Origin of the sequence: Streptomyces sp. NRRL B-24085 (assembly GCF_001282115.1) — a bacterium.
GTDB lineage: Bacteria > Actinomycetota > Actinomycetes > Streptomycetales > Streptomycetaceae > Streptomyces.
In genome coordinates this window covers 1-14,029 of record NZ_LJBR01000069.1, presented here as the reverse complement: position 1 = coordinate 14,029, position 14,029 = coordinate 1, and the positions used below count along the sequence as shown (strand labels likewise).

Annotated in this window: 14 protein-coding genes; 5 read left to right on the top strand and 9 right to left on the bottom strand. The window is 65.8% G+C overall.

Features of this window, described 5'->3' with window-relative positions:
• Window positions 1–75 precede the first annotated feature (75 nt).
• A complete protein-coding gene (locus tag AOJ26_RS10495; protein ID WP_053847957.1) occupies window positions 76–756 on the top strand; it encodes a hypothetical protein in 681 nt (226 codons plus the stop codon).
• 94 nt (window positions 757–850) lie between these two features.
• Window positions 851–1,258, top strand: a complete 408-nt coding sequence (locus AOJ26_RS10490) for an HIT family protein (protein WP_143663502.1) — start codon at window positions 851–853, stop codon at window positions 1,256–1,258.
• A 21-nt stretch (window positions 1,259–1,279) separates the two neighbouring features.
• Here the strand turns inward: AOJ26_RS10490 and AOJ26_RS43450 are convergent, their stop codons facing one another.
• The 6 genes from AOJ26_RS43450 to ltrA form a co-directional block, all read right to left on the bottom strand.
• Window positions 1,280–1,555, bottom strand: coding sequence for a hypothetical protein (locus AOJ26_RS43450; protein WP_143663501.1), 276 nt, complete (start codon window positions 1,553–1,555; stop codon window positions 1,280–1,282).
• A 667-nt stretch (window positions 1,556–2,222) separates the two neighbouring features.
• Entirely contained in the window at window positions 2,223–2,666 is a 444-nt protein-coding gene (locus AOJ26_RS10480; RefSeq protein ID WP_143663500.1) for a hypothetical protein, read from the bottom strand.
• A gap of 62 nt (window positions 2,667–2,728) precedes the next feature.
• Window positions 2,729–3,478, bottom strand: a complete 750-nt coding sequence (locus AOJ26_RS10475) for a DUF317 domain-containing protein (protein ID WP_046912670.1) — start codon at window positions 3,476–3,478, stop codon at window positions 2,729–2,731.
• A 15-nt stretch (window positions 3,479–3,493) separates the two neighbouring features.
• Window positions 3,494–3,799 (bottom strand): hypothetical protein, encoded by a 306-nt coding sequence (locus tag AOJ26_RS10470; RefSeq protein ID WP_234358521.1) that lies wholly within the window; start codon window positions 3,797–3,799, stop codon window positions 3,494–3,496.
• A gap of 111 nt (window positions 3,800–3,910) precedes the next feature.
• Window positions 3,911–4,264, bottom strand: a complete 354-nt coding sequence (locus AOJ26_RS10465; protein WP_046912687.1) for a DUF317 domain-containing protein — start codon at window positions 4,262–4,264, stop codon at window positions 3,911–3,913.
• A gap of 223 nt (window positions 4,265–4,487) precedes the next feature.
• Window positions 4,488–6,218 carry a group II intron reverse transcriptase/maturase gene (gene ltrA / locus AOJ26_RS41720; protein ID WP_179200222.1) on the bottom strand — a complete coding sequence of 577 codons (1,731 nt, stop codon included), beginning with the start codon at window positions 6,216–6,218 and terminating at the stop codon, window positions 4,488–4,490.
• A 601-nt stretch (window positions 6,219–6,819) separates the two neighbouring features.
• Between ltrA and AOJ26_RS44320 the strand changes: the two genes are divergently transcribed.
• On the top strand, window positions 6,820–7,083 hold the full coding sequence (locus AOJ26_RS44320; RefSeq protein WP_234358520.1) for an NUDIX hydrolase: 264 nt from the start codon (window positions 6,820–6,822) through the stop codon (window positions 7,081–7,083).
• Window positions 7,084–7,311: 228 nt separating this feature from the next.
• On the opposite strand, the gene AOJ26_RS10460 is transcribed toward AOJ26_RS44320, so the two are convergent.
• On the bottom strand, window positions 7,312–8,031 hold the full coding sequence (locus tag AOJ26_RS10460; RefSeq protein WP_143663499.1) for a hypothetical protein: 720 nt from the start codon (window positions 8,029–8,031) through the stop codon (window positions 7,312–7,314).
• A 631-nt stretch (window positions 8,032–8,662) separates the two neighbouring features.
• Between AOJ26_RS10460 and AOJ26_RS10455 the strand changes: the two genes are divergently transcribed.
• Together AOJ26_RS10455 and AOJ26_RS10450 are read left to right on the top strand one after the other, a co-directional pair.
• The gene (locus AOJ26_RS10455; protein ID WP_050399602.1) at window positions 8,663–9,103 is read left to right on the top strand and encodes a hypothetical protein; all 441 of its coding nucleotides are present in this window, start codon (window positions 8,663–8,665) and stop codon (window positions 9,101–9,103) included.
• A gap of 817 nt (window positions 9,104–9,920) precedes the next feature.
• On the top strand, window positions 9,921–12,551 hold the full coding sequence (locus AOJ26_RS10450) for a valine--tRNA ligase (RefSeq protein ID WP_053847997.1): 2,631 nt from the start codon (window positions 9,921–9,923) through the stop codon (window positions 12,549–12,551).
• A gap of 66 nt (window positions 12,552–12,617) precedes the next feature.
• On the opposite strand, the gene AOJ26_RS10445 is transcribed toward AOJ26_RS10450, so the two are convergent.
• Window positions 12,618–12,890, bottom strand: coding sequence for a hypothetical protein (locus tag AOJ26_RS10445; protein ID WP_053847952.1), 273 nt, complete (start codon window positions 12,888–12,890; stop codon window positions 12,618–12,620).
• 251 nt (window positions 12,891–13,141) lie between these two features.
• On the bottom strand, window positions 13,142–13,705 hold the full coding sequence (locus AOJ26_RS10440) for a dihydrofolate reductase family protein (protein WP_053847951.1): 564 nt from the start codon (window positions 13,703–13,705) through the stop codon (window positions 13,142–13,144).
• Between the last annotated feature and the right edge of the window lie 324 nt (window positions 13,706–14,029).

Genomic DNA, 14,029 nt, shown 5'->3' with positions numbered 1-14,029 from the left:
CCTTATTCCCGCGTACGTCGGCGCCCGGAGGGCCGACCCAGTCAGACCGTTCGCAGGCCACTTAGGGGTTTTCGCATGCGCCTTCCCACCACGACCGTCCTCAGCCTCAGCGCCCTCGCCGTCCTGACCGTGGCGAGCTGCTCCACCAGCCCGGCGCACTCGGCCCACTCCCCAGCAGGGCAGGACGGCACGAGCGTCTCCGCGCCCGCGCCGTTGTCCTCGGCCGCACTGGACAAGCGGCTCCTCGACGAGAGCGACCTGGGCGAGGACTACACCCGTGTGCCGCAGCGGCCTGCGGCACACGACGACGTCACCGTGATCGGCTGCCCGGCGCTGGAAAAGCTCGGCGGCGACACCGCCACCGGCACGAGCCTCGCCTTCCCGCGCAAGGCGAAGGCGTCCTTCACCTACGCTGGCGCCACGGGCTCCGAGTTGAGCGAGGAGCTCTACAGCGACACCGCGGCGAAGCTGTCGAAGGGCATCGGCGAGATCTTCGACGCGATGGTGTCATGCCCCGCCTATCAGGTGCTGTCGGGCAGTACGGCCATCGACATGCGCACCCAGGAGACGGCCGCGCCGGCACTGGGCGACGAGCAGTGGAGCCAGCTGCTCACGTTCTCCGCTGGCGGGCAGCGCAGCATCGTCAAGCAGACGGCACTCCGCTCGGGCACCGTTGTGGTGATCGTCTCCGGCTCGCCGGGGCTCGTGGACGCCAACCTGAAGAAGGCGCTCGACAAGGCCCAGTCCGCACGCTGACCACCTTCCACCCGCAGTGCCCTCTGTCTTCCGCAGAGGGCAGTGTCGTATCCGGTGCTCGCGGCGCCGCCGTGACGGCTCTACGGTGCAGGTCATGGCAGACGGACTGGACTGGTACTGCTCGCAGGTTCTGCCCGGGCATATCGCTGTGGACGTGGTGTGCGAGACGGATGACGTGCTGGCCTTCCGCCCTCCCGTGCCGGGATTCGGCGCCGAGCACATCATCGTCATCCCCAAACAGCACGTCCGCTCGCTGCTGGAGCTCGACGCGGACACCGCCGTGAAGCTCCTTGCGGTGCAGCAGACCGTGGCGGCGGAGGTCATCGACCGCCACGGCGGGTGTCAGGCGATCACCAGCATCGGCGACGAGCAGCACAACCGTCACCTGCACATCCACATCGCCGCCGGTGAGGGCGTCGCCCGCTTCATTCAGCGTGCCCCGCAGGTCCCCGATACGCAAAAGCCCGGCAGGCCGAATAGGCCTGCCGAGCACGACGGTTGAACGGCGGACAGCGGAATTCGCCTATGAGGCAGGCGGGTTCGGCACGGCCCCGGGCCGTGGCCGCTGGATGGTGACCAGACGGTCCCTGCGTACGCGGACGTCGGTGACGCGTTCCGCGGCGGGGAGGTAGAGGAGGACGTCGGTGTGGCTCTCACCGGCACGGTCGGTCATGGCGACCACGAAGTGAGTCTGGGAGCAGCCGGAGAGGGTGTAGGCGTCCCCGGAGCGCAGGGAGCAGGCAGGGGCATCGAAGACATCGAGGGCGCGCTGCGCCCAGCCTGCAGCGTGCGTCTGCATGTGGGGCAGGGTGTGGGCGTGGCGTCCGGCCTGGGCTTCCCGATAGTGGCGTCGGCACGGTGCGCATTCGTTCGGGGCCCCAGGGTTGGGGCCGGCGAGGTGCCGCTCGCAGTAGGCGTGGCCCGTGACGGAGTTGCGCCGGTGCCCGGTCACCAGATTCACTCTCCCCTTGGCAGTCCACAGCAAGGTGTCGTCACCATGGCAAGGGTCGGCATCGGGCAAGAGGAGCTGACCCGCACGCTGTCGGAAGCGGTCGAGGGCAGCGCGCAAGCTGGTGCAGTTGGCGCACACCCGTCGGGCCATGCTCCGGCGGCTATCGAGGGATTTGCCGCAGTAGCCCATCAGGTGGCCCGGGATCGGCAGATGCGCGGCAGCGCCCTTGCCTGTGCCGGCGGCGGGCCGGGTCTCGGGTTCGCCGCCGGGGTGCGGCGGCGTAGTGAGGATGAGACGGGCCCGGGTGCAGCTCTGGCACAGGGAGTGCGCAGTGTCCGGGGCGATCGGCGCCAAGTCGGGTGAGTGCGTGGCGCAGGCCGTCAAGGGCTCGGAGTCAAGCAGCACACCGTGGTGGGCCGTGCCGGTGGTGGCACTGATGGCGAGCCGGATCAAGGGCAGGGGCAAGCGGACCTCCGGGAGTCGGGCGTGGGATGGGGTGACGACGGTGGTGTCGTCAGAGGGTCGGGAAGCGGCTGGGCAGAGTGGTAAGCACCCGTACGTCCTCGGCGGCTCGTTCGGCTTCCATTCGGGCGAGGATCACGGAGCAGGCGCCGTACTCGCGCCGGTTCAGCTCCCCGGCCTCCGTACACCGGCCGTCTTCGAGGACGTAGCGGGTTACCTTGCGGACCGGGCCCGTGCCGGTGGGCACATCCGAGACCAGCGACAGCACAGATGATCCGCACCGACTCGTCGTGTCCGACAAGGCCATATCCACCAGGTGGGCCAGGCGGTCGAGCCGCTGTGCGCTCACAGGGCCGAGGGCCAGGCCGTTGCCGCCCAGGTAGAGGACTTCGGCAAGTACCTCCCGGGCAATCACTGGTCGGACAATGTGCAGGTAGTGCCGTCCCGGTCCGGCCGCCGCGATGGCATCTGCGATCGCACGGCGTCCCGGGGACATGGGTGAAACAGACAGGGTCAAGTGACCTTTCCTGAAAGGGGCGCCTGCGGAGGGTGCCGTCGTCAGCTTCGGCGGACGACGGTCAGGCGACCCTCCGCGCCGTCCGGCAGGGTGCGCCGTGGCACGGGGGCCGAGGAGGCGAGCGAAGAGGCGAAGACCGCGACCAGGTCGTGGGGGACGCTGGAGCTGAAGCTGGCGCACCACAGATACGGGGCGCCCAGAACGGGTTCCGCCCACGCCTGCCAGCCCGCAAGATCGGGGCGCGGGTCCGCGTCCTGGATCAGAGGCGGCACCTCCTCCAGCGACACGCTGGAGGAGAAGCCGGGGTCGGTGACCGTCGTGCGAGGGCGGTCCACGTCCCGTATCCAGCCCCGGGCGACCAGCGCGGTCAGGACCGTCTCCGGCTCGTCGAATCCGGCGTCGGGGCTCTCGCCGGCGTCGAGCGCGAGGAGGAGGTCGGCGAGCGCCTCGTGCGGGACGCCCGCGGTGAAGTAGGCGTTCCATTCCGTCATGGCGCTGAAGGAGTGGGTCCGGGCGGAGAGTTGCCAGGCGACGGGCAGTCCGCCGAGTTCGAACGGATAGCCCGCCAGGATCCACTCGGCTCCACGCAGCTCATCCGGGCTCACGTACAGCAGGGTGTGACGGGACGTCGGCCACATACGCCAGCCCATGCCGGCCAGGAGGTCGCAGATCCGCTCGGCGAGAGCGCCGTCGTCACCGGCCAGATGGCGCGGGGTGACCCAGTACACCGGGTCTGGCGAATCGGGGTGGGAAGGATCGAGGGGGTGATAGGGGTTCAGGGGCGCCTCCATGGGCTCGGGGGTGGCTCAGCTGCCGTTGTCAGGCTCGGTCGCCTTGCGTCGGCGGCGGGCGGGAGCCTCGGTCGGCTCATGCCAGGCGAGGGCGACGGCGACGTCGGGCGGGAGATGGCCGATCTGTTCGGCGTCATTGGCCTCCGCGATGAAGACCAGCGGTGTGCCGTTCTCGTCCCGCGAAGGGATCACTGCGCCGATGCGGTGGGCCATAGGGAAGAGAGGGTTGATGGCGAGTTGGGCCGGCGCGTCGCGGTCGCAGGCGGACAGAAGCTCGATGAGTTCGCCGACGGTAATCTCCGGGATGGGCGGTTGATCCACGGTGGTACTCCTTGCGGTAGCGGACACACGGGTGCCCCAAGGGTCGGGCAGGGCAGGGTATGCAGTGCGTACGAGCGCCCCGTTAGGCGTGGAGCGATGGCTGTACGCCGATCAGCACGGCTGGGATGTGGCCAGGACTTGCGCCACGGCGGCGGCGACGATGTCCGCCGGGGTCTCGATGTCGAACGACATCCGGTACCCGCGGGTCTTAGCAGTGCCGGTGACCGCGATCACCCATCCCTCACCATCGGTGCCTGGACGGCCCGTCGGGAACCAGCCGAGGTAGAACCGGCCGTCCATGCTGTTCACATGAACATCGGCGCGATCGTCCACGACCAGCTTGAAGTCGGCATCGGTGAACTGGTCGGTCACCAGCGCCGGCTGACCTGGACCGAGTTTCCAGGAGCGCAGGCGTAGGGCATGGACGGTCGTAGCGAACCCGGACTGGGCAACCTCCACGGTCACTGGCGACACCTCTCTGACCTGCAGCTTTTCCGGGAAGACGTCCACGTTGACATGCTTCGGAAGCGTTGGCCAGTCCTTCCGTGATCTTTCCTGTCTGCCCCAGGCGAACTGTCCGTTCTCACTCATGGTCGGGTAGGTGCGGCGCATTACTGCGCCGCACCCCCCTCAGAACCGGACGTGCACCTCACAGCGCATCCGGCTCAAGCGGGCCGCGGCTCGCGATCTAGATTCCTTTCCGGTGGTCATCAGCATGGAGTTGCTGATGACACAACGTGTGCCGCACCTCCAGATTGGTGGTTTCGTCTGTACCTCCGTCACGTCGGTACGTCTTGTGGTGAATATGGATCCCCCGAAGGTTCGCCGTAAACCACTTCGCCCAGTCGTTGACATCGTCTGGGTCGTACCCCGCGCCTTCGATCAAGTCGAGGCCACACCCCGGGCATAGCCCCTTTTGGCGGGCTGCCAGGTTCAGAATCCTTTTGGATTCTGTCTGCGGCAGCCGCTTTCGGGATCTGGCGGCCCAGTAGCTTGCCAGTGTCGCATCGTCTTTGGAGGAGTCCCCTTTGACGATGGTGTGGCGAACAATCTTCGTCCAAGAGAACTTGGTCAGATGGCGTTCTGAGGTTCCGAACACCCATCTGTCGTTCCGACCTGTTTGGCGCTTCCCCCAGTAGTGGTAAGCAACCCATGCCCAGGATTTACGGCGATGGCTCTTGAGGGCCCATCGCCGCAGGATCGTGAACATGTAGTTATCCAGGTCGGCAAAGGTCTTCTTGGAAACGACTGGTTGGTAGTACGTTGCCCATCCTCGGATCAAGGGGTTGAGGCGAGTGATCAACTTTTGGGCTGATCCTCCCTGTGACTCCTTGACGATGGTGCGCAACTTTGCCTTCAGTCGTTGTACGGCTTCCTTGCTCGGTGTGATGATCAGCTTTCCGTTGAACTTCCGGACGGTGCAACCCAAGAAGTCGAATCCTTCGTCGACATGGACCACGCGGGTCTTCTCATCGTTAAAGGACAGACCTCTCGGGGAGAGCCATACCGATAGTTTTTCCTTGAGCTGCCATGCTTCGTCCTCCGTGCGACAGAAGATCACGAAGTCGTCGGCGTACCGAACTAAGGCTGGAGCGCCTGCCATCTTTACCCGCATGCTCCGGGGTAAGTTGGCTCCGATGGCGTCTCCCATCCCATGCAGGGCAATGTTTAAGAGCAACGGGCTGATGACTCCCCCTTGTGGGGTGCCTTCCTCCGTGCGGGAGTATGTCCCTCGCTCCATAACACCTGCCTTCAACCACTCGCGTACCTGCTGTCTGGCCGGGAAGTTTCCCAACCTGCCCATCAGTACGTCGTGGTTGATGCGATCGAAGGCGGCCGACAGGTCCGCGTCCAACACCCACAATCTTTTCGCCCGCTTCAGGGAGGCAATCTTGAAGATGCTGTCGATGGCGTCGTGGCAGCCACGACCGGGACGGAAGCCGTAGCTTCGGGCCTCGAATCGTGCTTCCCACTCCGGCTCCAGGGCATTTTTCGCCCTGGCCTGCTGCACCCGGTCAACGATGACCGGGATACCAAGAGGCCGCTTCTTTCCGTTGGCTTTAGGGATGTATACACGTTTGACAGGCTTGGCTGCGGACACAGGCTCGGCCAGTAGCGTCCTGGCTAACTTGCCCCGACGTTCCGGGGTAAGTGCCGTCTGTCCGTCGATTCCTGCTGTCTTCTTTCCGGTGCTCCGCTGCGTTACGCGCCGGACGCTCGTGAGCGTGTTAGCCCGTGACCGCAGCATGAGCTTTTGCAGGTTACGTACCTGCTTCAGGTTTCCGTCTCGCGATGCCTTGTAGATCCTCTGGCGCAATTTCCTTACAGCGCCCTCTTCTTGGCCCCAGTCGATGCTGTGCCAGAAGTCGCTGTCCCCGACTCCGTTCGTCAGGGCCGTAGCGCTGTCCACCATGACCATTGCCTTGCCCCTCCGTCTAACTTGCATCAAGGGTGCGGGATTTTGCCCGCGTTCACTACATGGCCTACCAAGTCCACGTCTGCGCACGTTTCCGTGCCGAGCATTTGCCCGGTATCCGCCGGGTTATAGCCGGAGGGAGAGAGTTCCCTGTGTCCGGCCTTTCCCCTGGGCTTTCACCCCAGCGGCTTTCGCTTCTTGGACTTTCCTGTTCCCGTGGGGGATTTGAGCCATCGTTACCTCTGGCTTACCGACGACAAGGCCGGACCCACACGGGGTTTCCGCGTTCCGCAACTACTAGTTACTCCCTGGGAGGACGCCCTCTCTGACCCGATCCCCACGGTGACCTACACGCGAGCTGGTTCGCTCGTGTCCCCACCCAAGTGGGACAGTGCCGTGTGACGCGATTCCAACGTCAGGGATTTCCACCGCCGATTTCCTGGCCATAGACGCGGTGTATCTGTAACGAGCCTTAATTATGAGGGTTCACTTCCGTTCGTCCTTCAGGGATTCCCCTTCACCTGTTGCTTGCGATGGCTCCGCTCGCTCTTGGGCTTGACCCCCCTGGCTTAGCACCCCGCCGTTACCGGCAGCGCACCCAGAGGTGGGGACTGGCCTTCGGTCACTGGCCAGGGCCGGCTTCTCCTCTCCTTCGCGGCCGGCCACTAGTTGGTTGCGACCTCGCGTCGCACTGGGATCTCAGATTCCGTGGCCGGATCGCACGACCGATGGCCACCCGGCGGCCAATTGGCCACGAATCAGAGACCGGGCCGGCCGGTTACTGCTGATCCGGCGCGCCGTCGCCGAGGTCGACCTCCTTTGGGCACTCCCCGGCGGCACCATCGAACCCGGCGAGAGTCCGGAATAGCCGCAGTGCGGGAGACGCTGAGGAGACCGCCCTTGCCGTAGAGGCGCTCCAACAAGCTAGGGGAAACGCACCCACCCTGGCACCGGACGGCACATCATCTACATCGCTTGCCGCGCCACGGAAGTGGCGCACGCGCGGCCTCGCTGCGGGAAGTGGTTGAGATCGCCTGGGTCTTGCCTGAGGACCTGCGCCGGTACGTTCCACATGGCCTTACCCACCCATCCTTGACTACTCGTCAGGCGCGCCGCTTTCACCGTGTTCGAATCGGGCGGAGCGTGCGGCGGCGTAGGCGGCCAGGATGCGTGGGGTCCGGTGGCCGAAGCAGGGGTACAGCGGGCCATATCGGCGTTCGATCTCTTCGAGGGGCAGGTCGCCAAACTTGGGGCACCACGACCTCTGCCCCTTGGTTGAGATCTTGATGTATCCGCATGCGGTGCACTCCGCCCACCAAAGGAACCCGCTCTTCTTTTGCCTGGCACGCTGCGGGCCGAAGAGGAACGCTGTGGGCTTCAGGCTGGCTTCCCAAGAGTCAGGCCCAGCGGGGCCCTCATCCCACCCCTGATCATTTGTCCAGGTGTAGTCGAGTTCGTGCGGCCCGACGTACTCAGCCATGGACAGACGGCTCAGGTCTGGGGCCGGGGGCTCCAGTTTGGCCCAGTAGACGAAGGCCCGTATCCCTGTACCTTCGGCCAGGCCCCGCGCCTTCAGAAGTTCTTCTTCACTGGGATAGCTGCCTTTGATTTCCAGCCAGAACGCGCCTTCTTTATCGTCTGGTCGGACGAGGAAGTCGGGCAGATATGGCTGACCGTCAACGATGTAGCCCTGGGGTTCGTAGTCCCATGGGATGCCGAGCTGGTCCATGAAGACCGCCCACCGTGCTTCGAGGCGGGAGCGAAACCGGTATCCCTTGTAGCGGGTCTCGATGGGTTGGATGTTCTTCGCGGCCACGTCTCCCCCCGAGGATGTGCTGGTGTGCATCGTGACCCTACTGCGACGCGACCGGAGGCTCACACACGTGATCCTTATGCCTCACAAGGATAGGGAAGCGGGTAGCGGCTGAAAGTCCCCGAGGCGCTTCGGCGACGAGCCGAACGCCCCCCATCATGGCGATGAACCGATGAACGGCTGCCCGCGTCGCACACGGGGACGACTCCCGCGTGCCGGATCCGCGAACAGCCACCTGCTCGCCCGGCCGAACAGCGCCCCCATGTCTTGACCAACCCCACCGCAGCATACCCACGACCGCTCGCCCACGGTTCCCAGAGGACGCACCGGACGCCCGCCACAATTCCCGTGTCAGAACCCTAGGAAATGGCCAGGCTCCTGAGACAGAAGCATGGCCATCGGTACGAGACAGAGCAGAGATCGGCAGGTCACAGCATTGGTGCATGCCGAGCGCTCTGAGATCCCACAACTCAAGTCAGCCGCCGTGTCATTGATGTCCGGCCGAGCAGAGGACGTCCGTCGCCGACTTGCCCGGAAGGCTCCACGAGTCACGGACAATTGCGTCGGATAACCTCCCAACGCGACAATCGCGAAATGACGGCCGGTCCGTGCCGGTCCTTCCGATAGGGGATTGATGAGCACCGTCACTGAGTCCGCGGCCCCGGCTGGCGAGCTGACCCATGCCGCCGCGCTCACCAAAGCTGACGTCGACGCACTGGAAGCCTTCCTCAGCGCGCGGTTCGACGCGATGCGGTCTGCGAACCACTTCTCCAGCGACGCGTACAACGCGGCGGCCGCTCTGGCGCGTGTCCTGCGGGACCTAGTCAAGCCGGTGCGCGCCTCGTTCCGCTACGACGACGGCTCGCCCGAACTCCTCCGGGCTCGGATGCGTCACTGGAACCGGCTGCGCGGCCTCGCAGAGCCCTGGGAGAACACCGACGGCTACGACCGGGGCCGCTGGGACTATCTCGTGCACCTCGACGCCTCAGAAGTCGCGAGCTCGGCGGAGTACGCACGTCGGCGCGAGGAGGAACAGGCCGCGTACGAGCGGGACCGTCTGCTGCGGAGCCTGTGAGGACGCAACATGATGCCCGCCCTTCAGGTCAGCCGACTGGCTTCGATGAGACGGCGGCTGGCTTGGGTGAGAACGGACAACTTTGTCCTCTGTCATAGATCGTCATAACCGTTCTCCGGATCTGCCACCTCTGACCAAGTCGTGTTGGCTACCGTCCCCCGATGAAGTCACAGGTCGCCGAAACCACCGAAGCTTGTAGCTGCCCTGCGAAGGGCAGCATCTGTCAGGACTGCAAAGGCGAAGGGTGGGTGACGCAGCTGCCTGAAGACGGGCGACGACGAGACGCCACCGGCCGCTGCACGTCGTGCGCTAGGCGGGGAAGGCCACCGCTTGCCACACGAACCGATGTGCCCCGTGATACGGAAACACCCTGGGCTTGAGTACTTCGCACCCCAGCTCATCAGCGACTCGGGCAACATCACGTTCTTCAGCACCGGCAACGCTCCCGCTCGACCAAAGGTGCGGCAGCGTCTCGCGCAGATCCCGTTCGGGCCCCGGCCCTGACGACCGGGGTCACGCCAGCAGTCCTGCGCGTCAGCGGCCGAGGAGAACAACAGCGGCGACCACGTCCGCCCCATGAACCAAGTGGATCACAGCGTGCAGCCGCAGCCGCCGACGAGCTCCTCCAACTATGTGAGTCGCCACCACCCTGCAGAAGGACGGCCCCGAAGGCGGTAAACTGAGAGTGGCCGTACGGGAGCGTTCTTGGTCACACTTGAATCGTGTCCGTGCGGCCTTTCGCATGCCTTGTCTCCTGCTGATCTTGAGGCGAAAAGCCAGGCAAGTGCAGGGACGTCGGGCCCATAGAATGGCCGTCGTGACCGACAACTCTCAGCGCCCCGCCAGCGGGCCGAACAGCGTCCCCGAACTGCCGACCCAGTACACGCCGGCCGAGGTAGAGGGGACGCTGTACGAGCGCTGGGTAGAGCGCGGTTACTTCGAGGCTGACGCGAAGAGCGAAAAGCCCGCGTACACCATCGTCATCCCGCCGCCGAACGTCACCGGCTCCCTGCACCTGGGCCACGCCTTCGAGCACACGCTGATCGATGCCCTCACCCGCCGCAAGCGCATGCAGGGCTACGAGACGCTGTGGCAGCCCGGCATGGACCACGCCGGTATCGCGACGCAGAACGTCGTCGAGCGGGAGCTCGCCAAGGAAGGCAAGTCCCGCCACGACCTGGGCCGTGAGGCGTTCGTCGAGCGGGTCTGGCAGTGGAAGGCCGAGTCCGGCGGCCAGATCGCCGGTCAGATGCGACGGTTGGGCAACGGCGTCGCATGGAGCCGCGACCGCTTCACCATGGACGAGGGCCTGTCCCGTGCCGTCCAGACCGTCTTCAAGAAGATGTTCGACGACGGTCTGATCTACCGCGCCGAGCGCATCATCAACTGGTGTCCGCGCTGTCTGACGGCCATCTCGGACATCGAGGTCGACTACCAGGACGACGACGGTGAGCTTGTCTCCATCAAGTACGGCGAGGGGGACGACGCGGTCGTCGTCGCCACCACGCGTGCGGAGACCATGCTCGGTGACACCGCTGTGGCCGTTCACCCGGACGACGAGCGCTACAAGCACCTCGTCGGCAAGCGCATCAAGCTGCCGCTGACGGGCCGGACGATCCCCGTCGTCGCCGACACGCACGTCGACCCGGAGTTCGGCACCGGTGCCGTCAAGGTCACGCCCGCCCATGATCCCAACGACTTTGCCATCGGCCAGCGGCACGGCCTGGAGTCGCTGACCGTCATGGACGAGCGCGGTGTCATCACGGTCCACGGGCCTTTCGAGGGGCTGGACCGATTCGAGGCGCGTTCCGCGATCGTCGCCGCGCTGCGGGCGGACGGCCGGATCGTCGCGGAGAAGCGGCCGTACGTCCACTCGGTCGGCCACTGCTCGCGCTGCAAGACGACCCTTGAGCCGCGGCTGTCTCTGCAGTGGTGGGTGAAGGTCGAGACGCTCGCCAAGGCCGCGGGGGACGCGGTCCGCGACGGCCGTGTGGACATCCACCCCGCCGACCTGTCGCAGCGGTACTTCGACTGGGTCGACAACCTCAACGACTGGTGCATCTCACGGCAGTTGTGGTGGGGCCACCGCATCCCCGTCTGGCACGGCCCGAACGGCGAGACCGTGTGCGTCGGCCCCGACGAGCAGCCGCCGACCGGTGAGGGCTGGGAGCAGGACACCGACGTCCTCGACACCTGGTTCTCGTCCGGCCTGTGGCCCTTCTCCACGCTGGGCTGGCCCGAGAAGACCGCGGACTTGGCCAAGTTCTATCCGAACTCGGCCATGGTCACCGGCTATGACCTGATGTTCTTCTGGGTCGCGCGGATGATGATGTTCGGCCTGTACGCGATGGACGGCGAGATCCCCTTCCATACCATCGCGTTCCACGGCATGGTCCGTGACGAGCACGGCAAGAAGATGTCGAAGTCGTTCGGCAACACGGTCAATCCGCTGGACTGGATGGACAAGTACGGCTCCGATGCTCTGCGGTTCACGCTCGCGCGGGGCGCCAACCCCGGTACCGACGTGCCGATCGGCGAGGACTGGGTCCAGGCGTCCCGGAACTTCGCCAACAAGATCTGGAACGCGACGCGGTTCGCGATGATGAACGGCGCCACGATCGAGGGCGAGCTGCCCCCGGCCGAGCAGCTCTCGGCCACGGACCGCTGGATCCTGTCCCGGTTGAACACCGTCGTGGCCGAGGCGGACGCGTATTACGACGACTACCAGTTCGCGAAGCTCGCCGATGCCCTGTACCACTTCGCGTGGGACGAGGTCTTCGACTGGTACGTCGAGCTGTCCAAGACGACGTTCATGGCCAGCGGTGAGGCGGCCAAGGTCTCGGCGCGCGTCCTGGGCGAGGTCCTGGATGTGACGCTGCGCCTGCTGCATCCCATCGTTCCGTTCGTGACGGAGACGCTGTGGACCACGCTCACCGGCCGAGAGTCCGTCGTGATCGCCGACTGGCCGGCGGACAGCGGCTTCCGCGATGCCGCGGCCGAGGCGGAGATCGAGAGCCTCCAGCAGGTGATCACCGAGGTTCGCCGCTTCCGCTCGGACCAGGGCCTCCAGCCCGGCCAGAAGGTCCCCGCCCGCCTCGACCTGGCGGGTACGCAGCTCGCTGCCCACGAGGCCGCCATCCGTCAGCTGCTCCGGCTCCAGCCTGAGGGTGACGGCTTCAGCGCCACGGCGACCCTCCCGGTCGCCGGCGCCACGGTCGCGCTCGACCTGTCCGGCACGATCGACGTCGCGGCCGAACGCAAGCGGCTGGCCAAGGACCTCGCTGCGGCCGAGAAGGAGAAGGCCCAAGCGAAGGCCAAGCTCGGTAACGAGGCGTTCCTGGCGAAGGCCCCGGACAACGTGGTCGAGAAGATCCGCACCCGACTGACGAAGGCCGAAGGGGACATCGTCCGGCTGCAGGACCAGATCAGCAACCTGCCGCCCGCGTAGTAGCCAGACCAGAGAAGGCAGCCCCGGACACATAGTCCGGGGCTGCCTTCGTGAGGTGGCCTCTCCCTACGGGATTCCCAGACCCTCGAAGGGGCTTGCCAGGGAGAACTGCCGCTGCCGGGCGACCGTCAGGGCCTGTTCGAGGTCGAACTCGGCCGTCCGGATCAGGTCGACGAGCCGGGACGGCTTCGAGGCAAGGACGAGGCTCGTGACGTCCCCGGCCGTGTCATCGCGGTTGAAGTGGTGCCGGAACAGGTCGAGGTTCCTTTCCACCACCAGCAGGGTCATGTCGAACTCGGAGATCTCGGCGTTGGAGCGCCCGTTCGGCGGCCAGGCCACGTTCCGATGAGGCGGTGTCGGCTCGGGAAACTTACAAGATCGATGAGATTCCACCGCGCGGGCTCTCTGTGGTTCTGTCACTTGCCTGGTCGGCGCTCACCGGAGCTGACAAGACCATTGGGACATTGACCCCGTGACGGCCAAGCCCATTGATCCCCAGCCGGATCGCTGGCCCGTCAAGGCAGTGTCAGTGCGCAGCTCACCGACATGGCTCCCTGACACGATGGATGAGAACGGACAGGTGCTGCTGCTCAGCGCCTCGTCTCGTACCTGGTCAGGATCACGCCGCAGGGAAGCGTCCGCGTCTCCACCAGGTTCAGGTTCACCCAGTTGTCCAGCGCAGTGAAGAACGGCGTGCCGCCGCCCACCAGGACCGGCGCGGTGGCCAGCACGTACTCGTCAATCAGCCCGGACCGCATGGCCGCCCCGGCGAGCGTCGCGCCGCCGATGTCCATCGGGCCGCCGTCCTCGGCCTTGAGCCGGGTGATCTCGGCGACCGCGTCGCCGGTGACCAGGCGGGTGTTCCAGTCGACCTTGTCGATCGTCGAGGAGAACACCACCTTCGACATGTCCCGCCAGCGGCGCGCGAACTCGATCTCCGCCGGGGTGGCGTTGGGCTGCTGGTCGCCGGTCGGCCAGTGGGAGCTCATCGTCTGCCACAGCTTGCGCCCGTACAGCGTCAGGTCGGTCGCCTGTAACTGGTCGGACCAGAACTGGAACAACTCGTCGCTCGGCACTCCCCAGCCGATGTCGTCGCCGGGCGCGGCGATGTAGCCGTCCAGGGTCAGGTTCATGCCGTAGATCAGTTTCCGCATGGCGCCAGCCTTCCGTGAGTCGGTCTCACGCGTACAGACCGGCGCGGCGCGGGAAACTCATCGGTGCGCGATCTGAGCTCACATGTAGTCCTCGTGCTCGGGGCTCAGCGTGGTGTACTCGGCCGACTCGGACAAGCCGCCTGATCTCGACCTCGCCCTCGCGAGGAATTGCCACGGATTTGAGACTGATCATGAGTGACAAGGCCGTGAGACAGCCAAGAACGCCCAGGTCACGCAAGATCGACATGTCACGAGCGGCGAGACCCTACAGGCGAAGTGGTCGGGTAGGTGCGGCGCATTACTGCGCCGCACCCCCCTCAGAAC

Bases quoted from the DNA above. Each gene is read 5' to 3' on its own strand.
- AOJ26_RS10490 (WP_143663502.1), top strand. From the start codon at position 851: ATGGCAGACGGACTGGACTGGTACTGCTCGCAGGTTCTGCCCGGGCAT.
- AOJ26_RS43450 (WP_143663501.1), bottom strand. From the start codon at position 1,555: ATGCAGACGCACGCTGCAGGCTGGGCGCAGCGCGCCCTCGATGTCTTC.
- AOJ26_RS10495 (WP_053847957.1), top strand. From the start codon at position 76: ATGCGCCTTCCCACCACGACCGTCCTCAGCCTCAGCGCCCTCGCCGTC.
- ltrA (WP_179200222.1), bottom strand. From the start codon at position 6,218: ATGGTCATGGTGGACAGCGCTACGGCCCTGACGAACGGAGTCGGGGAC.
- AOJ26_RS10455 (WP_050399602.1), top strand. From the start codon at position 8,663: ATGAGCACCGTCACTGAGTCCGCGGCCCCGGCTGGCGAGCTGACCCAT.
- AOJ26_RS10475 (WP_046912670.1), bottom strand. From the start codon at position 3,478: ATGGAGGCGCCCCTGAACCCCTATCACCCCCTCGATCCTTCCCACCCC.
- AOJ26_RS10480 (WP_143663500.1), bottom strand. From the start codon at position 2,666: ATGTCCCCGGGACGCCGTGCGATCGCAGATGCCATCGCGGCGGCCGGA.
- AOJ26_RS10440 (WP_053847951.1), bottom strand. From the start codon at position 13,705: ATGCGGAAACTGATCTACGGCATGAACCTGACCCTGGACGGCTACATC.